Raw genomic sequence first — 15455 nt, 5'->3', positions numbered from 1 at the left:
ATAAGACAACGGTGTCTTATTTACCCGCCCCCGCTCGCTCCGTCGCTCTCGGCGACACTGGTTTAACCGTCAGCACGATTGCCTGGGGCATGTGGCGCTTCTGCGGCACCGATGTCGCCAAGGCGCGCGCGCTGGTCGATGCAGCGTTCGAGGCCGGCATCACGCTGTTCGACACGGCGGATATCTACGGGCCCGACAATAACGAAGAATTCGGCGCGGCCGAGGCGCTGCTCGGGCGGGTGTTCGCCGAAGCACCCGAACTGCGCGACCGGATGGTGCTCGCGTCGAAGGGCGGCATCAGCATGGGCGTGCCGTACGATTCGAGCGCAGACTATCTCGCCAGCGCGATCGACGCGTCGCTGGCACGGCTCGGCTGCGACAAGATCGACCTCTACCAGATCCACCGCCCCGACCTCCTGACGCATCCGCAGGAAGTCGCGCGTGCGCTCGACGATGCGCGGACCGCCGGCAAGATCACCGCGATCGGCGTGTCGAATCATACGCCGACGCAGACCGCCGCGCTTGCCGAGTTTCTCCCCGTCCCGATCGTCAGCCACCAGCCGGAATTCTCGGCGCTGGTGACGACGCCGCTGTTCGATGGTCTGTTCGACCAGGCGATGCAGCGCGGCATGGCGGTGCTCGCCTGGTCGCCGCTCGGTGGCGGGCGGCTCGCCGATCCGCAGGACGCCAAGGCGCAGGCGGTGGCTACGCTGCTCGACGCCAAGGCACAGGAGACCGGCGTCGATCGCGCGGCGGCGGCGTACAGCTGGATCATGGCGCATCCCGCGCGGCCGATCCCGATTGTCGGAACACAGAATGCGTCGCGGATCGCCACGATCTCCGACGCCTACAAGCCGCAGTGGACGCGCCAGGAGTGGTATGCGGTGCTGCAGGCGAGCATGGGGGAACAGCTGCCGTGAGCGAGACGCAAGCCAAATCGTGTGAAGTCAGCTGGTTCTCGGCGCTGTGCGACGACGACTATGAATTCCTCGGCGTTCCCGATCCGAAGCTGAAGTCGAGCTGGGAGCATTGCCGCGACATCGTGCTGCAGGCCGAGAGCGGCGGGTTCGACAACATCCTGCTGCCGTCGGGCTATGCACTGGGGATCGACACCACCGCTTTCGCCGCGGCGATCGCGACGATGGTCGAGCGTATTCGCCTGCTGATGGCGGTACGGATCGGCGAGAGCTGGCCGCCGCAGCTGGCACGCCAGATCGCGACGATTGATCGCATTCTGGGCGGACGCCTGACGGTGAACATCATCTCGTCAGACCTGCCGGGCGAGACGCTGGCGAGCGCACCGCGCTACGCCCGCACGCTCGAGGCGATGCAGATCCTCAAGACGATGCTCAACGGCGAAGCGCTCGATCACCAGGGCGAGTTCTGGCAGCTCAAGCTCGATCCGCCGGCGGTGACGACGGTGTCAGGCAAGGCGCCGCCGCTGTATTTCGGCGGCCTGTCGCCCGACGCGCGCGAGGTCGCGGCGCAGGGGGCGGACGTCTATCTGATGTGGCCCGACAAGCGCGAGGCCGTGCAGGCTATCATCGACGACATGACGGCGCGCGCCGCGAAGCACGGCCGCACGCTCAAGTTCGGCTATCGTGCGCATGTGATCGTGCGCGATACCGAGGCAGAGGCGCGCGCCGCTGCCGATCGGCTGCTGTCGAAGCTCGACGCCAAGGAAGGCGAGGCGATCCGCAACAAGTCGCTCGACACGACGTCGACCGGCGTCGCGGCGCAAGCCGCGCTGCGCGAGGGATCGAAGGACGACGGCTATGCCGAGGAGCATCTATGGACCGGCGTCGGCCGGGCACGGTCGGGCTGCGGCGCGGCGATTGTCGGCGATCCCGATCAGGTGCTCGCCAAGCTTCGGATGTACCAAGACATGGGGATCGAGGCGTTTATCCTGTCGGGCTATCCGCACGCCGCCGAAGCGGATCTGTTCGCGCGGCACGTGCTGCCCAAGCTCAGCCACGGGCCGCTCATCCTTTAAGGCGTGACCGCGTTGCATCGATCCGTTGCCGTCGCTGTGAGCGCAGCGAAGCATAGCAGAGCCCCGCGCTCGACACTGGCTTGCTTCGCTACGCTCGCATTGACGAGCCGGGTCACCGAAGAACGATAGCGACGACCGGGGAGAGGACGATGACCCACCACAAACCATTGATCGTCGGCATCGGTGGGACGACCGTCGCCGGATCATCGACCGAGCGGGCGCTCGAGATCGCGCTCGCCGCGGCGGCGGAGGCAGGCGCCGAGACGCAGCTGTTCGGCGGCGCCGCGCTCGTCCAGCTGCCGCTCTACACCCCGGGCCTGGCCGAGCGCACGGCGGACGAGACCGCGCTGGTCGCCGCGGTGCGCGCCGCGTCGGGCGTCATCATCGCCTCGCCCGGATATCACGGCAGCGTATCGGGGCTCGTCAAGAACGCGATCGACCTGCTTGAGGAAACCGCACGTGATCCGCGCCCCTATCTCGCCGACGTGCCGGTCGGGCTGATCGCCACCGCGTACGGCTGGCAGGCGACCGGATCGACGGTGGCGGCGCTGCGCTCGATCGCGCACGCACTACGTGGCTGGCCAACGCCGTTCGCCGCGACGGTGAACAGCGCGCAGGCGAAGCTCGACGCGGAGGGCGGATGCAGCGATCAAGCGGTTGCCGAGCAGCTGCGACTGGTCGGCCGACAGGTCGCCGCGGCAGCGCTGCGCGACGTTGCCGTGCGCCAAGCGGCAAGCCCGGCAGCGGGCGTCGCGGCATGACGCTGCGGCTCGACGCGGTCGATGGCGGCTTCGACATCTACGCCGGTGTCGCGCTGGTCATCCGCCATCGCCCCGATTCGCCCGCGCTGTTCGTCGGCACGGGAACGCCGCTGGTCGACATGTACCGCGGCAATTACTTCCTCGAGGACCGGCTGGCGGAGCGGATCGCGCTACGCGGGGCGACGATCGACGGTGATACGATCCTGCTGTCGGCCGAAGGTAGCGCAACGCTGCTGACGGTAACGCTGCGCGACGGCGCGCTGCACCTCGATGCGCACGACGCGGTGCTCAATCGCTTCTGGCTGACGTGCGTCGGCGACGCCGGCGAGCGCTTCTGGGGCGGCGGCGAGCAATTGTCCTACGTTGACATGGCGGGACGGCGCTTCCCGATGTGGACGTCGGAGCCCGGCGTCGGCCGCGACAAGTCGACGCTAATGACGTTCCAGTGCGATCGCGACCACCGCTCGGGCGGCGATTACTGGAACACCAATTATCCGCAGCCGACCTATCTGTCGTCGCGCCGCTACGCCCTGCACGTCGACACGACGGCGTACAGCTGCTTCGACTTCCGCGACGCGGCGGCGCCCGAGATCGCGGTGTGGGAAGTCCCGGCGCGGATCGAGCTTTTCGCCGCGAACCGCTTCGCTGCGATCGTCGAGCAATTGTCGACGCGCTTCGGCCGCCAGCCGCTGCTCCCCGAATGGGCCTATTCGGGCGCGATCCTGGGATTGAAGGACGGCACGCGCAGCTTCGAGCGGATGGAGGCGATGCTTGCCGCGGGCGCAATCGTCACCGGTCTGTGGTGCGAGGACTGGGTCGGCCTGCGCGTCACCAGTTTCGGCAAGCGGCTGTTCTGGGACTGGAAGGCGAACGACGCGCGCTACCCGCATCTCAAGCAGAAGATCGCTGAGCTGAACGATCGCGGCATCCGCTTCCTCGGCTACGTCAATCCTTATCTTGCGGTCGACGGGACGCAATATGGCGAGGCGCGCGATGTGGGTTACCTCGCGCTAAAACTCGATGCGGACGAGCCGTATCTGGTTGATTTCGGTGAATTCGACTGCGGCGTTGTGGACTTCACCAATCCGGCCGCGGCGGCGTGGTTCGCCGAGCGGGTGATCGGGCAGGAAATGCTCGACATCGGCCTGTCGGGCTGGATGGCTGATTTCGGCGAGTATCTGCCGACCGACGTGCGGCTCTACGACGGTAGCGACGGGATGCTCGCGCACAATGCCTGGCCGACGATTTGGGCGGAGGTGAACGCGCGTGCGGTCGCCAGCCGCGGCCGGACGGGCGACGCGGTGTTCTTCATGCGCGCCGGCTTCACCGGCGTCGGTGCGTACTGTCCACTGCTGTGGGCGGGCGACCAGTGCGTCGATTTCTCGCGCCACGACGGGATCGGCACCGTGGTCCGCGGCGCGCTGTCGTCGGGCCTCGTCGGCAACGCGTATCACCACAGCGATCTGGGCGGCTACACCAGCCTGTACGACAATGTCCGCACGCCCGAACTGTTGATGCGGTGGAGCGAGCTGTCGGCATTCTCGCCGGTCATGCGCAGCCATGAGGGAAACCGGCCCGACAGCAACCTGCAGCTTGATGGCGATCGGCAAGTGCTGGCGCATTTCGTCGCGATGACGCGGGTCCACGCGGCGCTCGCGCCCTATGTCGCGCATTTGTGTGCCGAAGCGGCAGCGACCGGACTGCCGCTGCAACGCGCGATGTTCCTCGATTACGAGGACGACGAAGCCAGCTGGGACGTCGAGACGCAATTCGCTTACGGGCGCGACCTGATCGTCGCACCGGTGATCGCGGCGGGCGCCGCGCGCTGGTCGGCGTACCTTCCCGCGGGCGCCGAGTGGCGGCATCTGTGGTCGGACGAGACCTACGCCGGCGGGCAAAGCGTCGAGGTCGCGGCGCCGATCGGGCAGCCGCCCGTGTTCTGGCGGACCGACAGCGACTTCGCCGCGCTGTTCGCGGCGATTGCGATGGCGTGACGATCACGCGCGCTGCCGAGCGGGGCCGACGACTTTCGCCGGTCGTACGGCGGCGCCAGATGCTTCAATGGATATGACGTGACCGGATACCCCACCCTCCCCCTCGCCGCGGATCTCTACAACGATCTCGAGCCGTCCCCGAAAGCGAGCTGGCGCGATCTGGTGCCCGGGCTGATGGTCGCGGTGCTGGCGACGATGGCGGCGGCGTTCGTCGCCGATCACTATAGCGCGCCGCTGACGCTGATGGCGCTGCTGATCGGGCTCGCGCTCAACTTCCTCGGCGCCGATCCGCGCATGGGACCGGGGCTCGGCTTCGCGTCCAAGACGCTGCTGCGGTGGGGCATCGTGCTGGTCGGCGCGCGGATCACGATGGGGCAGATCGTCGGGCTCGGGCCTATGACGCTGCTGGCGGTGATGGTGATTCTGCTGGTGACGCTGGGCAGCGGCGTGCTTATTGCGCGCGCGCTAGGGCTGGGTAGCGCGTTCGGCACGCTGGCGGGCGGCGCGGTGGCGATCTGCGGCGCGTCCGCGGCGATGGCGCTGGCGACGACGCTGGGCGAGAAGCGCGCCAATCAGGCGCAGCTCGCGCTGGTGCTCGTCGTGATTTCGGCAGCGAGCGCGAGCGCGATGTTTCTCTACCCTACCCTGGCCCATCAGCTTGGGCTCAGCGACCGGCAGGCGGGCTTCATGCTGGGTGCGTCGATCCACGACGTCGCGCAGGCGCTGGGCGCCGGCTACAGCTATTCGGATGGTGCGGGGCAGATCGCCGCGATCGTCAAGCTGACGCGCGTCGCGCTGCTTGCACCGGTGCTGGCGCTAGTCGCCGCATTCTTCCGGCCCGAAGACGGTAAGAAGACGGGCATTACGCTGCCCTGGTTCGTCGTCGGCTTCTTCGTCTTCGCCGGGATCAACTCGCTCGGCGTCATCCCGGCGGTGGCGAGCCGCGGCGCACAGGACGTCGCAACTGCGTGTCTCGCCTGCGCAGTGGCGGCGACGGGGATCCGCGCGCCGATGAGTTCGCTGCTCGAGACCGGGGTCAAGCCGATCTTGGTGATCGTCACCGCGTCGCTGGTGGCACTGGCGCTGTCGCTGGCGGGAGCAATCCTCCTGCTCTGAAGCATGCCGGGGCAACGGCGCATCGCCGCCGCCCCGGATCATGTTACTTGCCGTCCTTGCCCGACGCGTCGGACACCGCCTCGCCGGCGGATTTGAGGTCGCGGCCGGCGCCGTCGACGGTGTTGCAGGCCGAGAGGATGAACGCGGCGGTGAGGCCGAGCGCGAGACCGATCTTCTTTGTCATCGATTGGGCTTCCTTATTTCTGGTGGGGGGCGGCGTTGCGCCGCCCCCCGTGCCGTGATGCCGATCAGAAGCGGCGGCGGGCTGCGGCGCCAGCGCCGAAGGCAGCGGCGACCGCACCGACGAGCAGCGCCAGAACGATCACGAACGACGTGCCGGCCGCGGCGCCCGCCACCTTGTCGGTCGCGACCTTGGCATCCTTGACGGTCTCGTTCTTCGCTTGGACGAACTGCGCCTTGGCGCGCGTCACCTGCGCCTGCGCCTGATCGCGCGGGATCTTGCGCTGCGCCGCGACGATGTCGACGATCTCATTCTCGGCACGCGCGCCGTCGGCGCCGCCGCGGGCGAGCGCGGGGAGCCGCTTGGCAACCTCGGTCTGCGCCTGTTCTGGCGTCATCTGCGCCGGATCGGACGGCGCATCGGACAGATAGGCCGAGGCCTGTTCGCGCACGTCAGCCGCGCTGACGCCGGCGACCTGCGCCACCTGCGGCGCCGCCGCGCCGACCGTCGCCCCCGCCGCACCGGCAACGCTGCCGACCGTACGGAACGCGCCGCCGATGATCCCGCCGACTGCCGAGGTGAGCAGGTACAGCGTGAGGATCAGCGTGACGCCCCAGACGACGAGCCCGTGAACCATCGCGTCGAACCGCTCGGTAACACCCGAGACGCGCGCGGCCGCATAGCCGCCCGCGCCAAGCGCGACGATCGTGGTGATCAGCCAGTAGATCCCGGCGCCGATACCGAAGCCCGCCGCGCCCGGCGTCGTCCCGTCCGACGGATCGACCATCGAAAGCCCGATGCCCGTTCCCAGAATGCCGAGCAGCAGCTGGACGGCGACTGCAATGACGACGCCGGCGAAGATCGCGCCCCACGAGATGCGCCGGATGGTGCCGACTACCGCGGTCTGCTCGCGCGGTAGGTCGGCATAGTTCAGATTAGTTGCCATAGTCACTCCTGTTGATCGGATGTCTTGTTGCTCGTCGGGCGCACGTCATCCTGTGCGGCGCGGCCGTCGCGGACGGCGGCGTCGTCACCGATCAGCTTGCCGATGATCTCGTGTGCGGCACCCTTGCCCTTGCGGCGCGCGGCCGCACGCTTGGGGCCCTCGCCCGTGCGATCGCCTGTCATGCCGAATGCTCCCGAATAAGACCGGCGGCGACCATCTCGCTCTCGAAGCCGCGGGCGCGCGCCCAGGCGGCGGCGGCGGTGCGGCGGTTGACGCCGATCTTGGCGTAGATCCGCGCGACGTGATTGCGCACGGTGTTGCCCGATACGTCGAGCGTTCGCGCGATGCTCTTGTCGTCGAGCCCGCGGCAGATCAGCGCCAGCACCTCGCGCTCGCGCACGGTGAGGTCCTTGAGCCCGACGCCCGTCTCATCCGGGGCCGGGGCGCGCAGCCGGGCGAGCTTGTCCATGATCGATCGGCTGAGCCAGCTGGTGTCCTTCATCACCGCCTCGATCGCCTCGACCAGTTCGAGCTCGGTCGCCTTGCGCTGCGTGATGTCCTGGAACGCCCACAGCACGCATGCATCGTCGCCGATCGTGATCGCCTCGGTCGAGACGAGGCAGTCGATCCGCCCGCCCTCCTTGGCGCCGATCGCCGCCTCGTGCCCGCGCAGGTCCTCGCCGCGCTCGATCGCGGCCTCGATCTCCTGCCGCACCGCATCGGTCGCCCACAGGGCGACGTCGCCGAGCGCGCGGCCGATGATCTCGGTCGCGGCATAGCCTGTCAGCGCCGCGAAACTGTGGTTGACCTCGCACAGGCGATGTCCGTCACGCGAGCCGATCGCCATCGGCACGGGCGCCATCTGGAAGGTGCGGGTGAAGCGCTCCTCGCTGTGGCGCAACGCCGACTCGGCCTTCCGCCGCGGCTCCAGATCGGCGAAGGTGAACAGCATGCACGGCTGATCGTTGAGATCGATCGGCTGGCCTGCGACGATGACCAGCTTGGACCCCGCCGGCAGATCAAGCGAGGCTTCCATCTGCGGGATCGTGCGCCCCTCTGTAAGCCGCTGCTTGGCAAGATCGCGCTGCGTCGCCTCGCGCAGCACGTCGATGTCATACACCGTCTTGCACAACACCTCGTCCTTGGCGAAGCCGGTCATGTCCAGGAACCCCTGGTTGACCTTGACGTAGCGCAGGTCGGCGAGGCGGCAGATCACCGCCGGCGCCGGATTGGCGTTGAACGACTGTTCGAAACGGTCCTCCGCCTCGTATTGCGCGGTCACGTCCTGGATCACCAGTACGACGCACGACGGATCGTCTTCGTCGGCGTCGTTGAGCACGAGGCTTCGCACCTGGTGAACCCAGCGCGGCTTGTCCTCGCCCGCCACGCTCACCTCAACGACAACTTCGGAGAAGGAATCGCCCGCAACGACGCGCTCGATCGGATAGTCGTCCGCCTCGAGGCGGTGATTGTTGCGGTAGCGCAGTTGGAAGCGCGCGCGATAGTCGTCGACCGTCGTGCCGAGCGCATCGAGGCTGTCGACGCCGTGCATGCGCAGCGCAGCCTCGTTCGCCCAGAGCAGGCTCTGGTCGGGATCGATCAGGATCACGCCTTCGTCGAGCCCGGCGATGATCTGGCGCAGGTGGCGCAGATCCGCCGTCTCGCGGAGCGTCTTCAGCGTCGGCGACACGTGGGCGATCAGTCGCGCGGCCGGTGGATCAGCCAGCCGAGCGCATAGCCGCCCAGCGCCGCGCCGGCGGCCCACAGCCCCGGATTGTCGCGGATCTCGTCAGCAAGCGAACGAGCGCCCTGCTTTGCCGCCGCCATCGCCGGCGCGGCGCGCTCTTGCACGTCATCGATCGCGTCGCGCAACGCGCCGGGCGCGGTTTCGATCGCGTCTTCGGCGACGCTGACGGCGCGGCCGTAGCTGTGCTGCACGGCACCGGCGACCTGATCTACGACGCCGTCGACCTGCCAGCCGCGATCGTCGATCACGTCACCGACGAACTTTTCGGCCTTGCCGCCGACGTAGCGCACGCCGCCGTGCACTTCATCCTTGTTCATGATGATTGTCCTTTTGAATTGCGTCGCGGATCAGAGCAGCACGCCGCATCCGGCAGCGGCCTTGCCCACTTCGAGCGCGATCTTGGGATCGCTGATCTCCCCCGCGACGCGCACCAGATCGCTCGCCGTCAGCCGCGCCGGATCATTATCGTCGCGACGATACGCGGCGGCCGCCTTGCCGAGCTGCTGCAACTGGCCGAGAGACAGGTTCGCCTGCAGCCGATCGCCGACGCAGGTCGATCGCTGCGCGTCGAGCCCGTAGCGCTGCAGCCCGGTCGAGATCCGCGTCGAGGGTGCGGCGCACCCCACGATTGCCAGGGTCGCCAGGGTGCAGAGAAGTGGCTTGATCACGCTATCGCCTCCACGATCGGCGACGAAATGTGCCCGATCCGGACGCTTAAACTGGCGCTGCGGCTTGTCGTTCCTAGTATCTTTGCGCGGTGTACCTAGTCGTCTTCTACCACGATCAGCATCTCGGCCCGCGCGAAATAGAGAACGGCGAAGCGCTGGTGCAATGCTCGCCGCGCGGGATCATCCGACAATTCCACCAACTTACAGTGGTCTAGACTGCGCTTAAGAAAATATTCCCGATCATCCGCGACGCTATGCTTCACCATGGGATCACCGAACCTTGCTGCTGCACGGGCGGTATCGAAGCGCGGAGTGCCACGAAATGGCACGGAAATACCCCGCGCATGGTAGATTCTCGTGGCAACGGCGCGGCTTCGTGGGGGCGCGGCGGGCTCGCCGGACGGCAACGCCCGTCGGGCGAACCGTGCGAGGCGGAAATGGATACAGCGCTAAGCGCTAATCTGCCGGCAATGCCGCGCTACGGTGCCTGAACCTGTCGGTAAGGACTTGCGACCGCTTGGTGGTTAGGAAGCGCTATGCCCCGGCAGCCGCACGGCGCGCATGTTCAAGAGACGTCCAGCGCGATCGTCGTGCAGATGCTGAATATGGCGAGGCAGGACGGGCGGAATGGTGGAGCCGAGGGGGATCGAACCCCTGACCTTCGCAATGCCATTGCCCGAAGAGCAAGCCGGATTATTGATTTTCCTAGCTTTTCGCCTGCGATACCGAGCGGAACGCAGCGGGAACATGCTTATCCTGCGATACCGCTGCGATACCGTTGGTTCGGTGGCAAGAGACCTGCACTAAGGTCACAAACCTCACATTATTGGGTGGTCACCACCGTCAGAGCAAAACACAGGAGGCAGCAGACAGACGTTAGAAGAAAGAAACGTACCCAGCCGCACGACGGCCCACTTAGTAAATGGAGAAGAACCCGTTCGATGCTCACGACGTCTCGCGAGTTCTTGTTCGCCGCCAGCATCTCGGCCACCTTCGTCGGTGCGCTCGGCTGGGCGGCCTTCAGACCGCCACGATCAGGTTACTGTTGAGCGGCGTGCAGGCTGCGCCGTTTGGCGCGATTATCGTGAAGCGGGCGACACCCCGTACGCTGCTGCGGCTGGCCGGCTGCCTGCTCGTGCTGACCAGCCTGTTCGGCGTCTCTGGTCTCTCCAGAGATGAGCCGGCTGCGATACTCAGAGCTCCTCCCCCCTCTACCCGCTGCGCGTTCGACAAACGGCGCGCGATAATACAATTTCGCCGTCGAAGTTCAGGCACCGCGACGAGTTCCCGGAACGTTTGCCTCGTCATCGGACCGAGCGCGAGCAGCCGCGCGTTGGGCCGACCGTTGACGTCGAGGACTTCCGCCTGGGCATTCCCGTCGATTCCGAGACGGTGCGGATCTGCGCGGGTCAGCGCCCCCCAGCGGGTGATCGGGTAGCGGGCCGCGACCGCCTGGGGCCTGTCACGGCGCCACTGCCGGAACGCATTCAGCAGCGTTCCGGCCTGGCTTGGCGCTCGCATCGCCGCTCGTCAGGTGATCGGCCGCGCGCGTTTTGCTCGACCGCGAAGAGCCCGGCGATGTAGTCGAGCGCCTCCCGGGCTGTGGTCGAGCCGGTTGCGGCATGGACGTCGAAGAGCTTGCGTCTGACGTGTGCCCAGCACGCGGCGGCGGCAATCTGCTCTTCGCAGAGCCGGTCAGACCCAGCATAGTCGTCAGCATGGAGATCGCCTCGGAACTGTGCGAGGTGCTCGGTGGGGCGCTCGGCCTTGCGGTCGGGCGCATAGCGGAACAGCACGGCAGGCGGCGCCTTACCGCTAGACGCGGGCGAGCGTGTCCGACCCGAAGTCGGCCGGACCGGTAGCCGTGTTTCCGCCGCGTTGTCCGCCAGTCGTGGTTGCGTTCTGCAACAGCGCTTCTTCAACCGCCCGATACGTCGCCTCGTAGAAGGGATTGCCCTTCATCATTCTGGTGATCTGCTCAGGCGTCGGGTCGCCGTTAACGATCGCCGAAAGCTGTTTGATCGCCGCCGTGTCCGCGTCAGTGTACTGCATTCAATCTTGCCGCAACCGCTGGTCGAACGCGTTCCGACGCCGCAGTTTATAGCGGCGACCATCGCATCGGTCGCTTTCTGTCTGGCCTTCTTCTGGGCGCCGCCGCCAAACGGACCTTCGACGGCCCAACGTGGCTCAAGGCATAGTCGCACAGTATGGTATAGCGATGCTGACGGGCGACCGCCTGTATGTCTCGCACCTCTCAGGACACGATACAGAGGCCACACAGCGCCTCGACGCACTTCAGGCCTTCATCCTATCGCCTCGTCGCTGGCGAGGCTCTAGTGTGGCTCCTCCGAGCAAATAGCGGCAACATGGTAGAGGCAGCGGCATGAGCGCAAACCTCGTGCCGCTCCCCGGCGCCGCCGTTTTGCCGATCAAAGCGCCGGATGCGCCGCTTGTGGTCCAATGAGTTGAACACTCGAGGCTAGGAGACCGGTCACACGCCGACCTCAATCAGCTCCTGCATTGTTGTAGCTCGGCTGAAGATAGGCTGGGTCGAAGTTCGCAATCCTTTGTATCAAATCCCAGTTATGGATCGTGACCAGTCGGTTTTGGAGGGTCATGACACTTCGCTCCCGAAGTTCTCTTAACATGCGATTTACGTGAATCGGCGTGAGGGCTAGTACGTCGGATAAGTGTTGTTGAGTGGCGCCAAAGGAAAAGCTGAACGAGTTTGATCCCTTGGAAGGGATGGCGTCGGAGCGGATTGCCAGTTCGCAGAAAAGATGGGCTGTGCGCGAATATGCGTCTAGAGACCTGATGGCGAACAATCGCTCAGCAATAATCTCGCTGGTGCTGACACATTCCCGCCAGAAGGCCATGGAGATTGCGGGATAGCGATCAGCAAGCCGGCGCAGATCGGTAAGCGACAAAATCAGGAACGAGGCATCCCCTAACGCCTGTAGGCCAAGCGGCAGGTGCGAAGTCATAATCCGCTCGAGCCCCATGATGTCGCCGCTGACGTGAATGGATGTGATCTGCCGCGCTCCATTTCGCGCCTGCCTGAAAGCTCCTATCAAACCCGATACAAGTACAAGGACGTTACTCTCGGAAAGTTGCGGCCGCCAAATGTCCCGGCTCTTCGCCACACGTTCAAGCCTGCTAGGGACCATCAAGATCGCGTCTCTCTCCTCGGTGCTGAGGCGCGAACGCGCTGCAAGCCTCTGTGCAATCGGATGTAGGGCATGTTCGTGAGCGTTCATTTCGCTTCAGCCATCTTGACCAAAGCTCTAAGAAGACGAGGTTCGTCACCGACGTTCTGCTTCAACCCTTGTTCCTCCTCTCTTGTGGGACAAACGGGCGTGACGGTCCGCCGCTGCCGTCCGCAGGATTTCAGAAAGCCTACTCTGCTCCTTGAAGTAAATGCCAATAAATGGCCTTAGACCTAACTCACATTAGGTAGTCAGATTTGGACCAACTCGCCCGCCTCGCGTTTCAAACCAGCGAAACGTGGAGAAATGGCAATGTCCAAGGTGTACGACGATCCGTCTTACGTCAGTGCAAAAGATGGAAAGGTGCTGCTTGACGGGCCCGACGGCGTAGCGGTCGCGGTCACGCCTGAAGCCGCGCTCGAAACGTCCGACCGCTTGCTGCATAAAGCCGCAGAAGCGCAGGGCCAGGAGGTGCAGAGCGGTTACGGCCAGGAAGCAGGCGGTCGTCGCAAACGCGCTAGTGAGGGCGGCAGCGTCACGAACTGACCTATCGCTCGTGTGGGTCGAACATTCCCTTGCTTAGACCCACTTGCAGGAGCAGCATTGGTTGGCCTCAGTCCGGGAGAGGTGTATGCAGATATCAATGCAAACGCTCGGTATTGCGGCTGCTGAAAGTGCGTTCGATCTCGGCAGGAAGGCAGGGTGGCGCACAGCCGACTGGCAGCGCTCCTGTCCCTTCGATGCTAAGGAGCGAAGCACTCTTCGCACTGCTTGGATGAACGGCTTTATTGTAGGACGAACTGAGCAGGGCCAAGTAGCAGCTGGCATAATATACAGTTAGTTAGGATCCCGGCTCATCACTTACATGCATCATACGGATCGACGCTGGTTCAAGCTTTGTCCGCGCGGCGAGCAGCCGGCCGGATCGTTAACCATTCTTCAAACGTTTCTGAGGTAGGTAGTTCTCAGCGAGAGGGGCTTCAAACACTCGCGCAGCGCCCCGCCTCTTCAATCAAGGCGGGGCGCTTTTCTTTCTCTCATAGCTTTGTACTTTGCGGACAGGCTCTAAGCGGCGTAAATAGATGTTGTTCTTATCTATCTGTGCATTATAGGTCTGAGGCACAGACAAGCCGCTTGTGTATGGATCTCGTCTTGGGACAGCGCACGGAATTGACACAACGGACTTACCACGTCAGCATTTGGCCATGACTATCTGGTCGTCATTGTCGAGGCTCTTTTGTGGGGAAAGCGTAAAGGCCGGCAAAGGCCGTCGCCTTCTTGAACGCGATTGGTGGAAGCTTGAAGACTCGTTTCCATTAGCTACGGGCGGCGGAATGAGTGTTGTGGGCGAACGCTCGCACCAGGCCGTGTTACGGGAGATTATCGGGCACAGGTGGCGTGAAGGAGTCTATTGGCAAGTAGTCGCTCAACTGGCAGCGACTAATGACAATGCGTCTGCGAAGAGTGCGGTCGTTGTCGCGATCCATGGTGTGCCGGTGGGTCAAATCCCTAAGCAGCACGTCGCCGCATTCTGTGCTACTATCAACGAGGCCGAAGCCGCTGGCTTATCTGTTATCTGCAAAGCGGTGATTACAGGTGGCTTTGAGGAATCTCACAAGATAGCGAGCTATGGGCTAACCTTAGACGTTTCCTTGCCACTACAGAGAAAAGTTAGGTAGTTAAAGCCCGCGCGAATGCGTTTTGAGGCGCTGCTTTGTCCTCACTTCGGTGGGAAGCAGTTTTCCATGTTTCAGATGTTGCAGAAATGCTTCCTATCGCCGTGGTCGTCAGGCATGCGCGTGGCGTAGTAAGATCACGTGATTACTAACGTGAGAGGCAGCTGGATGGGTTCCGAGGTTAGCGCTTCAGCTGGTGCTTCGAACGGAGCCGCAGAAGCAGGCAGACCTTCTACTGGAAGCGCGCGTTCTTCTCCCCGCATGGCATCAGCTTCAATTCTTCGACTGGCCTCTGCCAATGATTGCGCCAGTGCTGCATCACGGGCTCGATCTTCTCTCGTCCATCGAGCCTCGAGTTTTTCCACATCGTCGAGCCAGTCACCTTTTCCGGCGTCAGTTGCAAGCTGCTCAGCTGCGTCACCCGCGCCATAGAAAGTTCCAGTCCAAGTAGCCCTTGGCACGTCCACCTCGGGCATCGGCGGGATGCCGAAATTTTCTGAGTCACCGCTTACGCGAAATGATGCCAGGCGATCGCCCGGCCGCGCAATCGGGCTGATCTGGCCGACAGCGTATTCAGCAATTAGCGCCCCGGTTAGTATGCTGCCGAGAAGGCCGCTTGCGGCGTACGCCCAGATCTTGGCCACTCGGTGCCGGTTGCGCCGACGCCTTAGTGTCAAATTTCCACTCCCCGGTCGATTTGCGTTGTCAACGTTCGGAAGCCGTTCCAGTCACGAAACCAAATGGTTGCGCTTCCGTTTTGTAGCTGCGCCAAAGGATCAGGTGAAGCTGTCTGTTGCAAGCGGATCAGCAATTCATCGGAACGTAGCGGCTCAATATAGGCAGCTTGCGGCTTGCGTATCATGGCCGCGTGTAGGGAGGGACGGAGAAGTTTTACTCTTTCGTCCTGCCATCTCGGGCCATTTGCGTATGCGGTATGCGCCAAGTGGCTAGTAAGGTCAGCAGTCCTATATGGAACAAAGTGCGTATGAGGTTACCGATCTGATCGGTCAAAAGCTTGGCTTCGGTCGCAGGTTTGGGCCGCCACGCTTCATAATGTTCTGTGTGCTGCTCCCGGTCGCCGTGTTCGCGCTGAAGCCGTTCATCGGTATCGACAAAGCGCTACTCGCAGGCTTCGACATTGCCAGCGGCGTATTCCTTATATCGGTC

Annotated in this window: 17 protein-coding genes and 1 pseudogene; 7 read left to right on the top strand and 11 right to left on the bottom strand. The window is 64.4% G+C overall.

Going from position 1 to position 15455, the window contains the following annotated elements:
* Positions 1 to 11 precede the first annotated feature (11 nt).
* From B7L05_RS05110 to B7L05_RS05090, 5 genes are all read left to right on the top strand, one after another.
* A complete protein-coding gene (locus B7L05_RS05110; protein WP_375601246.1) occupies positions 12 to 920 on the top strand; it encodes an aldo/keto reductase family oxidoreductase in 909 nt (302 codons plus the stop codon).
* Positions 917 to 1993, top strand: a complete 1077-nt coding sequence (locus B7L05_RS05105; RefSeq protein WP_085809178.1) for an LLM class flavin-dependent oxidoreductase — start codon at positions 917 to 919, stop codon at positions 1991 to 1993. Before B7L05_RS05110 ends, B7L05_RS05105 begins: the two co-directional genes overlap by 4 nt.
* Positions 1994 to 2142: 149 nt before the next feature.
* Positions 2143 to 2754, top strand: a complete 612-nt coding sequence (locus tag B7L05_RS05100; RefSeq protein WP_085809176.1) for an NADPH-dependent FMN reductase — start codon at positions 2143 to 2145, stop codon at positions 2752 to 2754.
* Positions 2751 to 4748 (top strand): alpha-glucosidase, encoded by a 1998-nt coding sequence (locus B7L05_RS05095; RefSeq protein WP_085809175.1) that lies wholly within the window; start codon positions 2751 to 2753, stop codon positions 4746 to 4748. The genes B7L05_RS05100 and B7L05_RS05095 overlap by 4 nt, the downstream gene beginning before the upstream one ends.
* Positions 4749 to 4826: 78 nt before the next feature.
* A complete protein-coding gene (locus B7L05_RS05090) occupies positions 4827 to 5864 on the top strand; it encodes a YeiH family protein (RefSeq protein ID WP_256926619.1) in 1038 nt (345 codons plus the stop codon).
* 43 nt (positions 5865 to 5907) lie between these two features.
* On the opposite strand, the gene B7L05_RS05085 is transcribed toward B7L05_RS05090, so the two are convergent.
* The 10 genes from B7L05_RS05085 to B7L05_RS05050 form a co-directional block, all read right to left on the bottom strand.
* Positions 5908 to 6048 (bottom strand): entericidin A/B family lipoprotein, encoded by a 141-nt coding sequence (locus tag B7L05_RS05085; protein ID WP_085809173.1) that lies wholly within the window; start codon positions 6046 to 6048, stop codon positions 5908 to 5910.
* A 64-nt stretch (positions 6049 to 6112) separates the two neighbouring features.
* On the bottom strand, positions 6113 to 6991 hold the full coding sequence (locus B7L05_RS05080; RefSeq protein WP_085809172.1) for a hypothetical protein: 879 nt from the start codon (positions 6989 to 6991) through the stop codon (positions 6113 to 6115).
* 2 nt (positions 6992 to 6993) lie between these two features.
* Positions 6994 to 7173, bottom strand: a complete 180-nt coding sequence (locus B7L05_RS05075; protein ID WP_085809171.1) for a hypothetical protein — start codon at positions 7171 to 7173, stop codon at positions 6994 to 6996.
* Positions 7170 to 8681 (bottom strand): PAS domain S-box protein, encoded by a 1512-nt coding sequence (locus tag B7L05_RS05070; protein WP_085809169.1) that lies wholly within the window; start codon positions 8679 to 8681, stop codon positions 7170 to 7172. The genes B7L05_RS05075 and B7L05_RS05070 overlap by 4 nt, the downstream gene beginning before the upstream one ends.
* Before the next feature lie 8 nt (positions 8682 to 8689).
* On the bottom strand, positions 8690 to 9055 hold the full coding sequence (locus B7L05_RS05065; RefSeq protein WP_085809168.1) for a CsbD family protein: 366 nt from the start codon (positions 9053 to 9055) through the stop codon (positions 8690 to 8692).
* 30 nt (positions 9056 to 9085) lie between these two features.
* Complete coding sequence (locus B7L05_RS05060) at positions 9086 to 9406, bottom strand: hypothetical protein (RefSeq protein WP_085809166.1); 321 nt, start codon at positions 9404 to 9406, stop codon at positions 9086 to 9088.
* A 1020-nt stretch (positions 9407 to 10426) separates the two neighbouring features.
* Positions 10427 to 10927: a hypothetical protein gene (locus B7L05_RS16880; RefSeq protein ID WP_144037145.1), complete on the bottom strand. Its 501-nt coding sequence runs from the start codon at positions 10925 to 10927 to the stop codon at positions 10427 to 10429.
* Positions 10894 to 11202: a transposase gene (locus tag B7L05_RS05055; RefSeq protein WP_179187129.1), complete on the bottom strand. Its 309-nt coding sequence runs from the start codon at positions 11200 to 11202 to the stop codon at positions 10894 to 10896. Before B7L05_RS05055 ends, B7L05_RS16880 begins: the two co-directional genes overlap by 34 nt.
* 19 nt (positions 11203 to 11221) lie before the next feature.
* Positions 11222 to 11458 carry a hypothetical protein gene (locus tag B7L05_RS17355; protein ID WP_179187128.1) on the bottom strand — a complete coding sequence of 79 codons (237 nt, stop codon included), beginning with the start codon at positions 11456 to 11458 and terminating at the stop codon, positions 11222 to 11224.
* Between the two features lie 452 nt (positions 11459 to 11910).
* Positions 11911 to 12663 (bottom strand): Crp/Fnr family transcriptional regulator, encoded by a 753-nt coding sequence (locus B7L05_RS05050; protein ID WP_085809164.1) that lies wholly within the window; start codon positions 12661 to 12663, stop codon positions 11911 to 11913.
* Positions 12664 to 12924: 261 nt separating this feature from the next.
* Between B7L05_RS05050 and B7L05_RS05045 the strand changes: the two genes are divergently transcribed.
* Positions 12925 to 13158 (top strand): hypothetical protein, encoded by a 234-nt coding sequence (locus tag B7L05_RS05045; RefSeq protein ID WP_179187124.1) that lies wholly within the window; start codon positions 12925 to 12927, stop codon positions 13156 to 13158.
* Between the two features lie 1267 nt (positions 13159 to 14425).
* Here B7L05_RS05045 and B7L05_RS16875 read toward each other — a convergent pair.
* Positions 14426 to 14932 carry a hypothetical protein gene (locus tag B7L05_RS16875; RefSeq protein WP_144037144.1) on the bottom strand — a complete coding sequence of 169 codons (507 nt, stop codon included), beginning with the start codon at positions 14930 to 14932 and terminating at the stop codon, positions 14426 to 14428.
* Between the two features lie 325 nt (positions 14933 to 15257).
* On the opposite strand from B7L05_RS16875, the pseudogene B7L05_RS17350 reads away from it, so the two are divergent.
* Positions 15258 to 15455, top strand: a pseudogene (locus tag B7L05_RS17350) (hypothetical protein); the annotation flags it as partial.

It is taken from the genome of Sphingomonas sp. TZW2008, assembly GCF_002117915.1.
Lineage (GTDB): Bacteria > Pseudomonadota > Alphaproteobacteria > Sphingomonadales > Sphingomonadaceae > Sphingomonas.
Note: the sequence above shows the minus strand (reverse complement) of the source record. Positions and strands in the feature narration are given on the sequence as shown.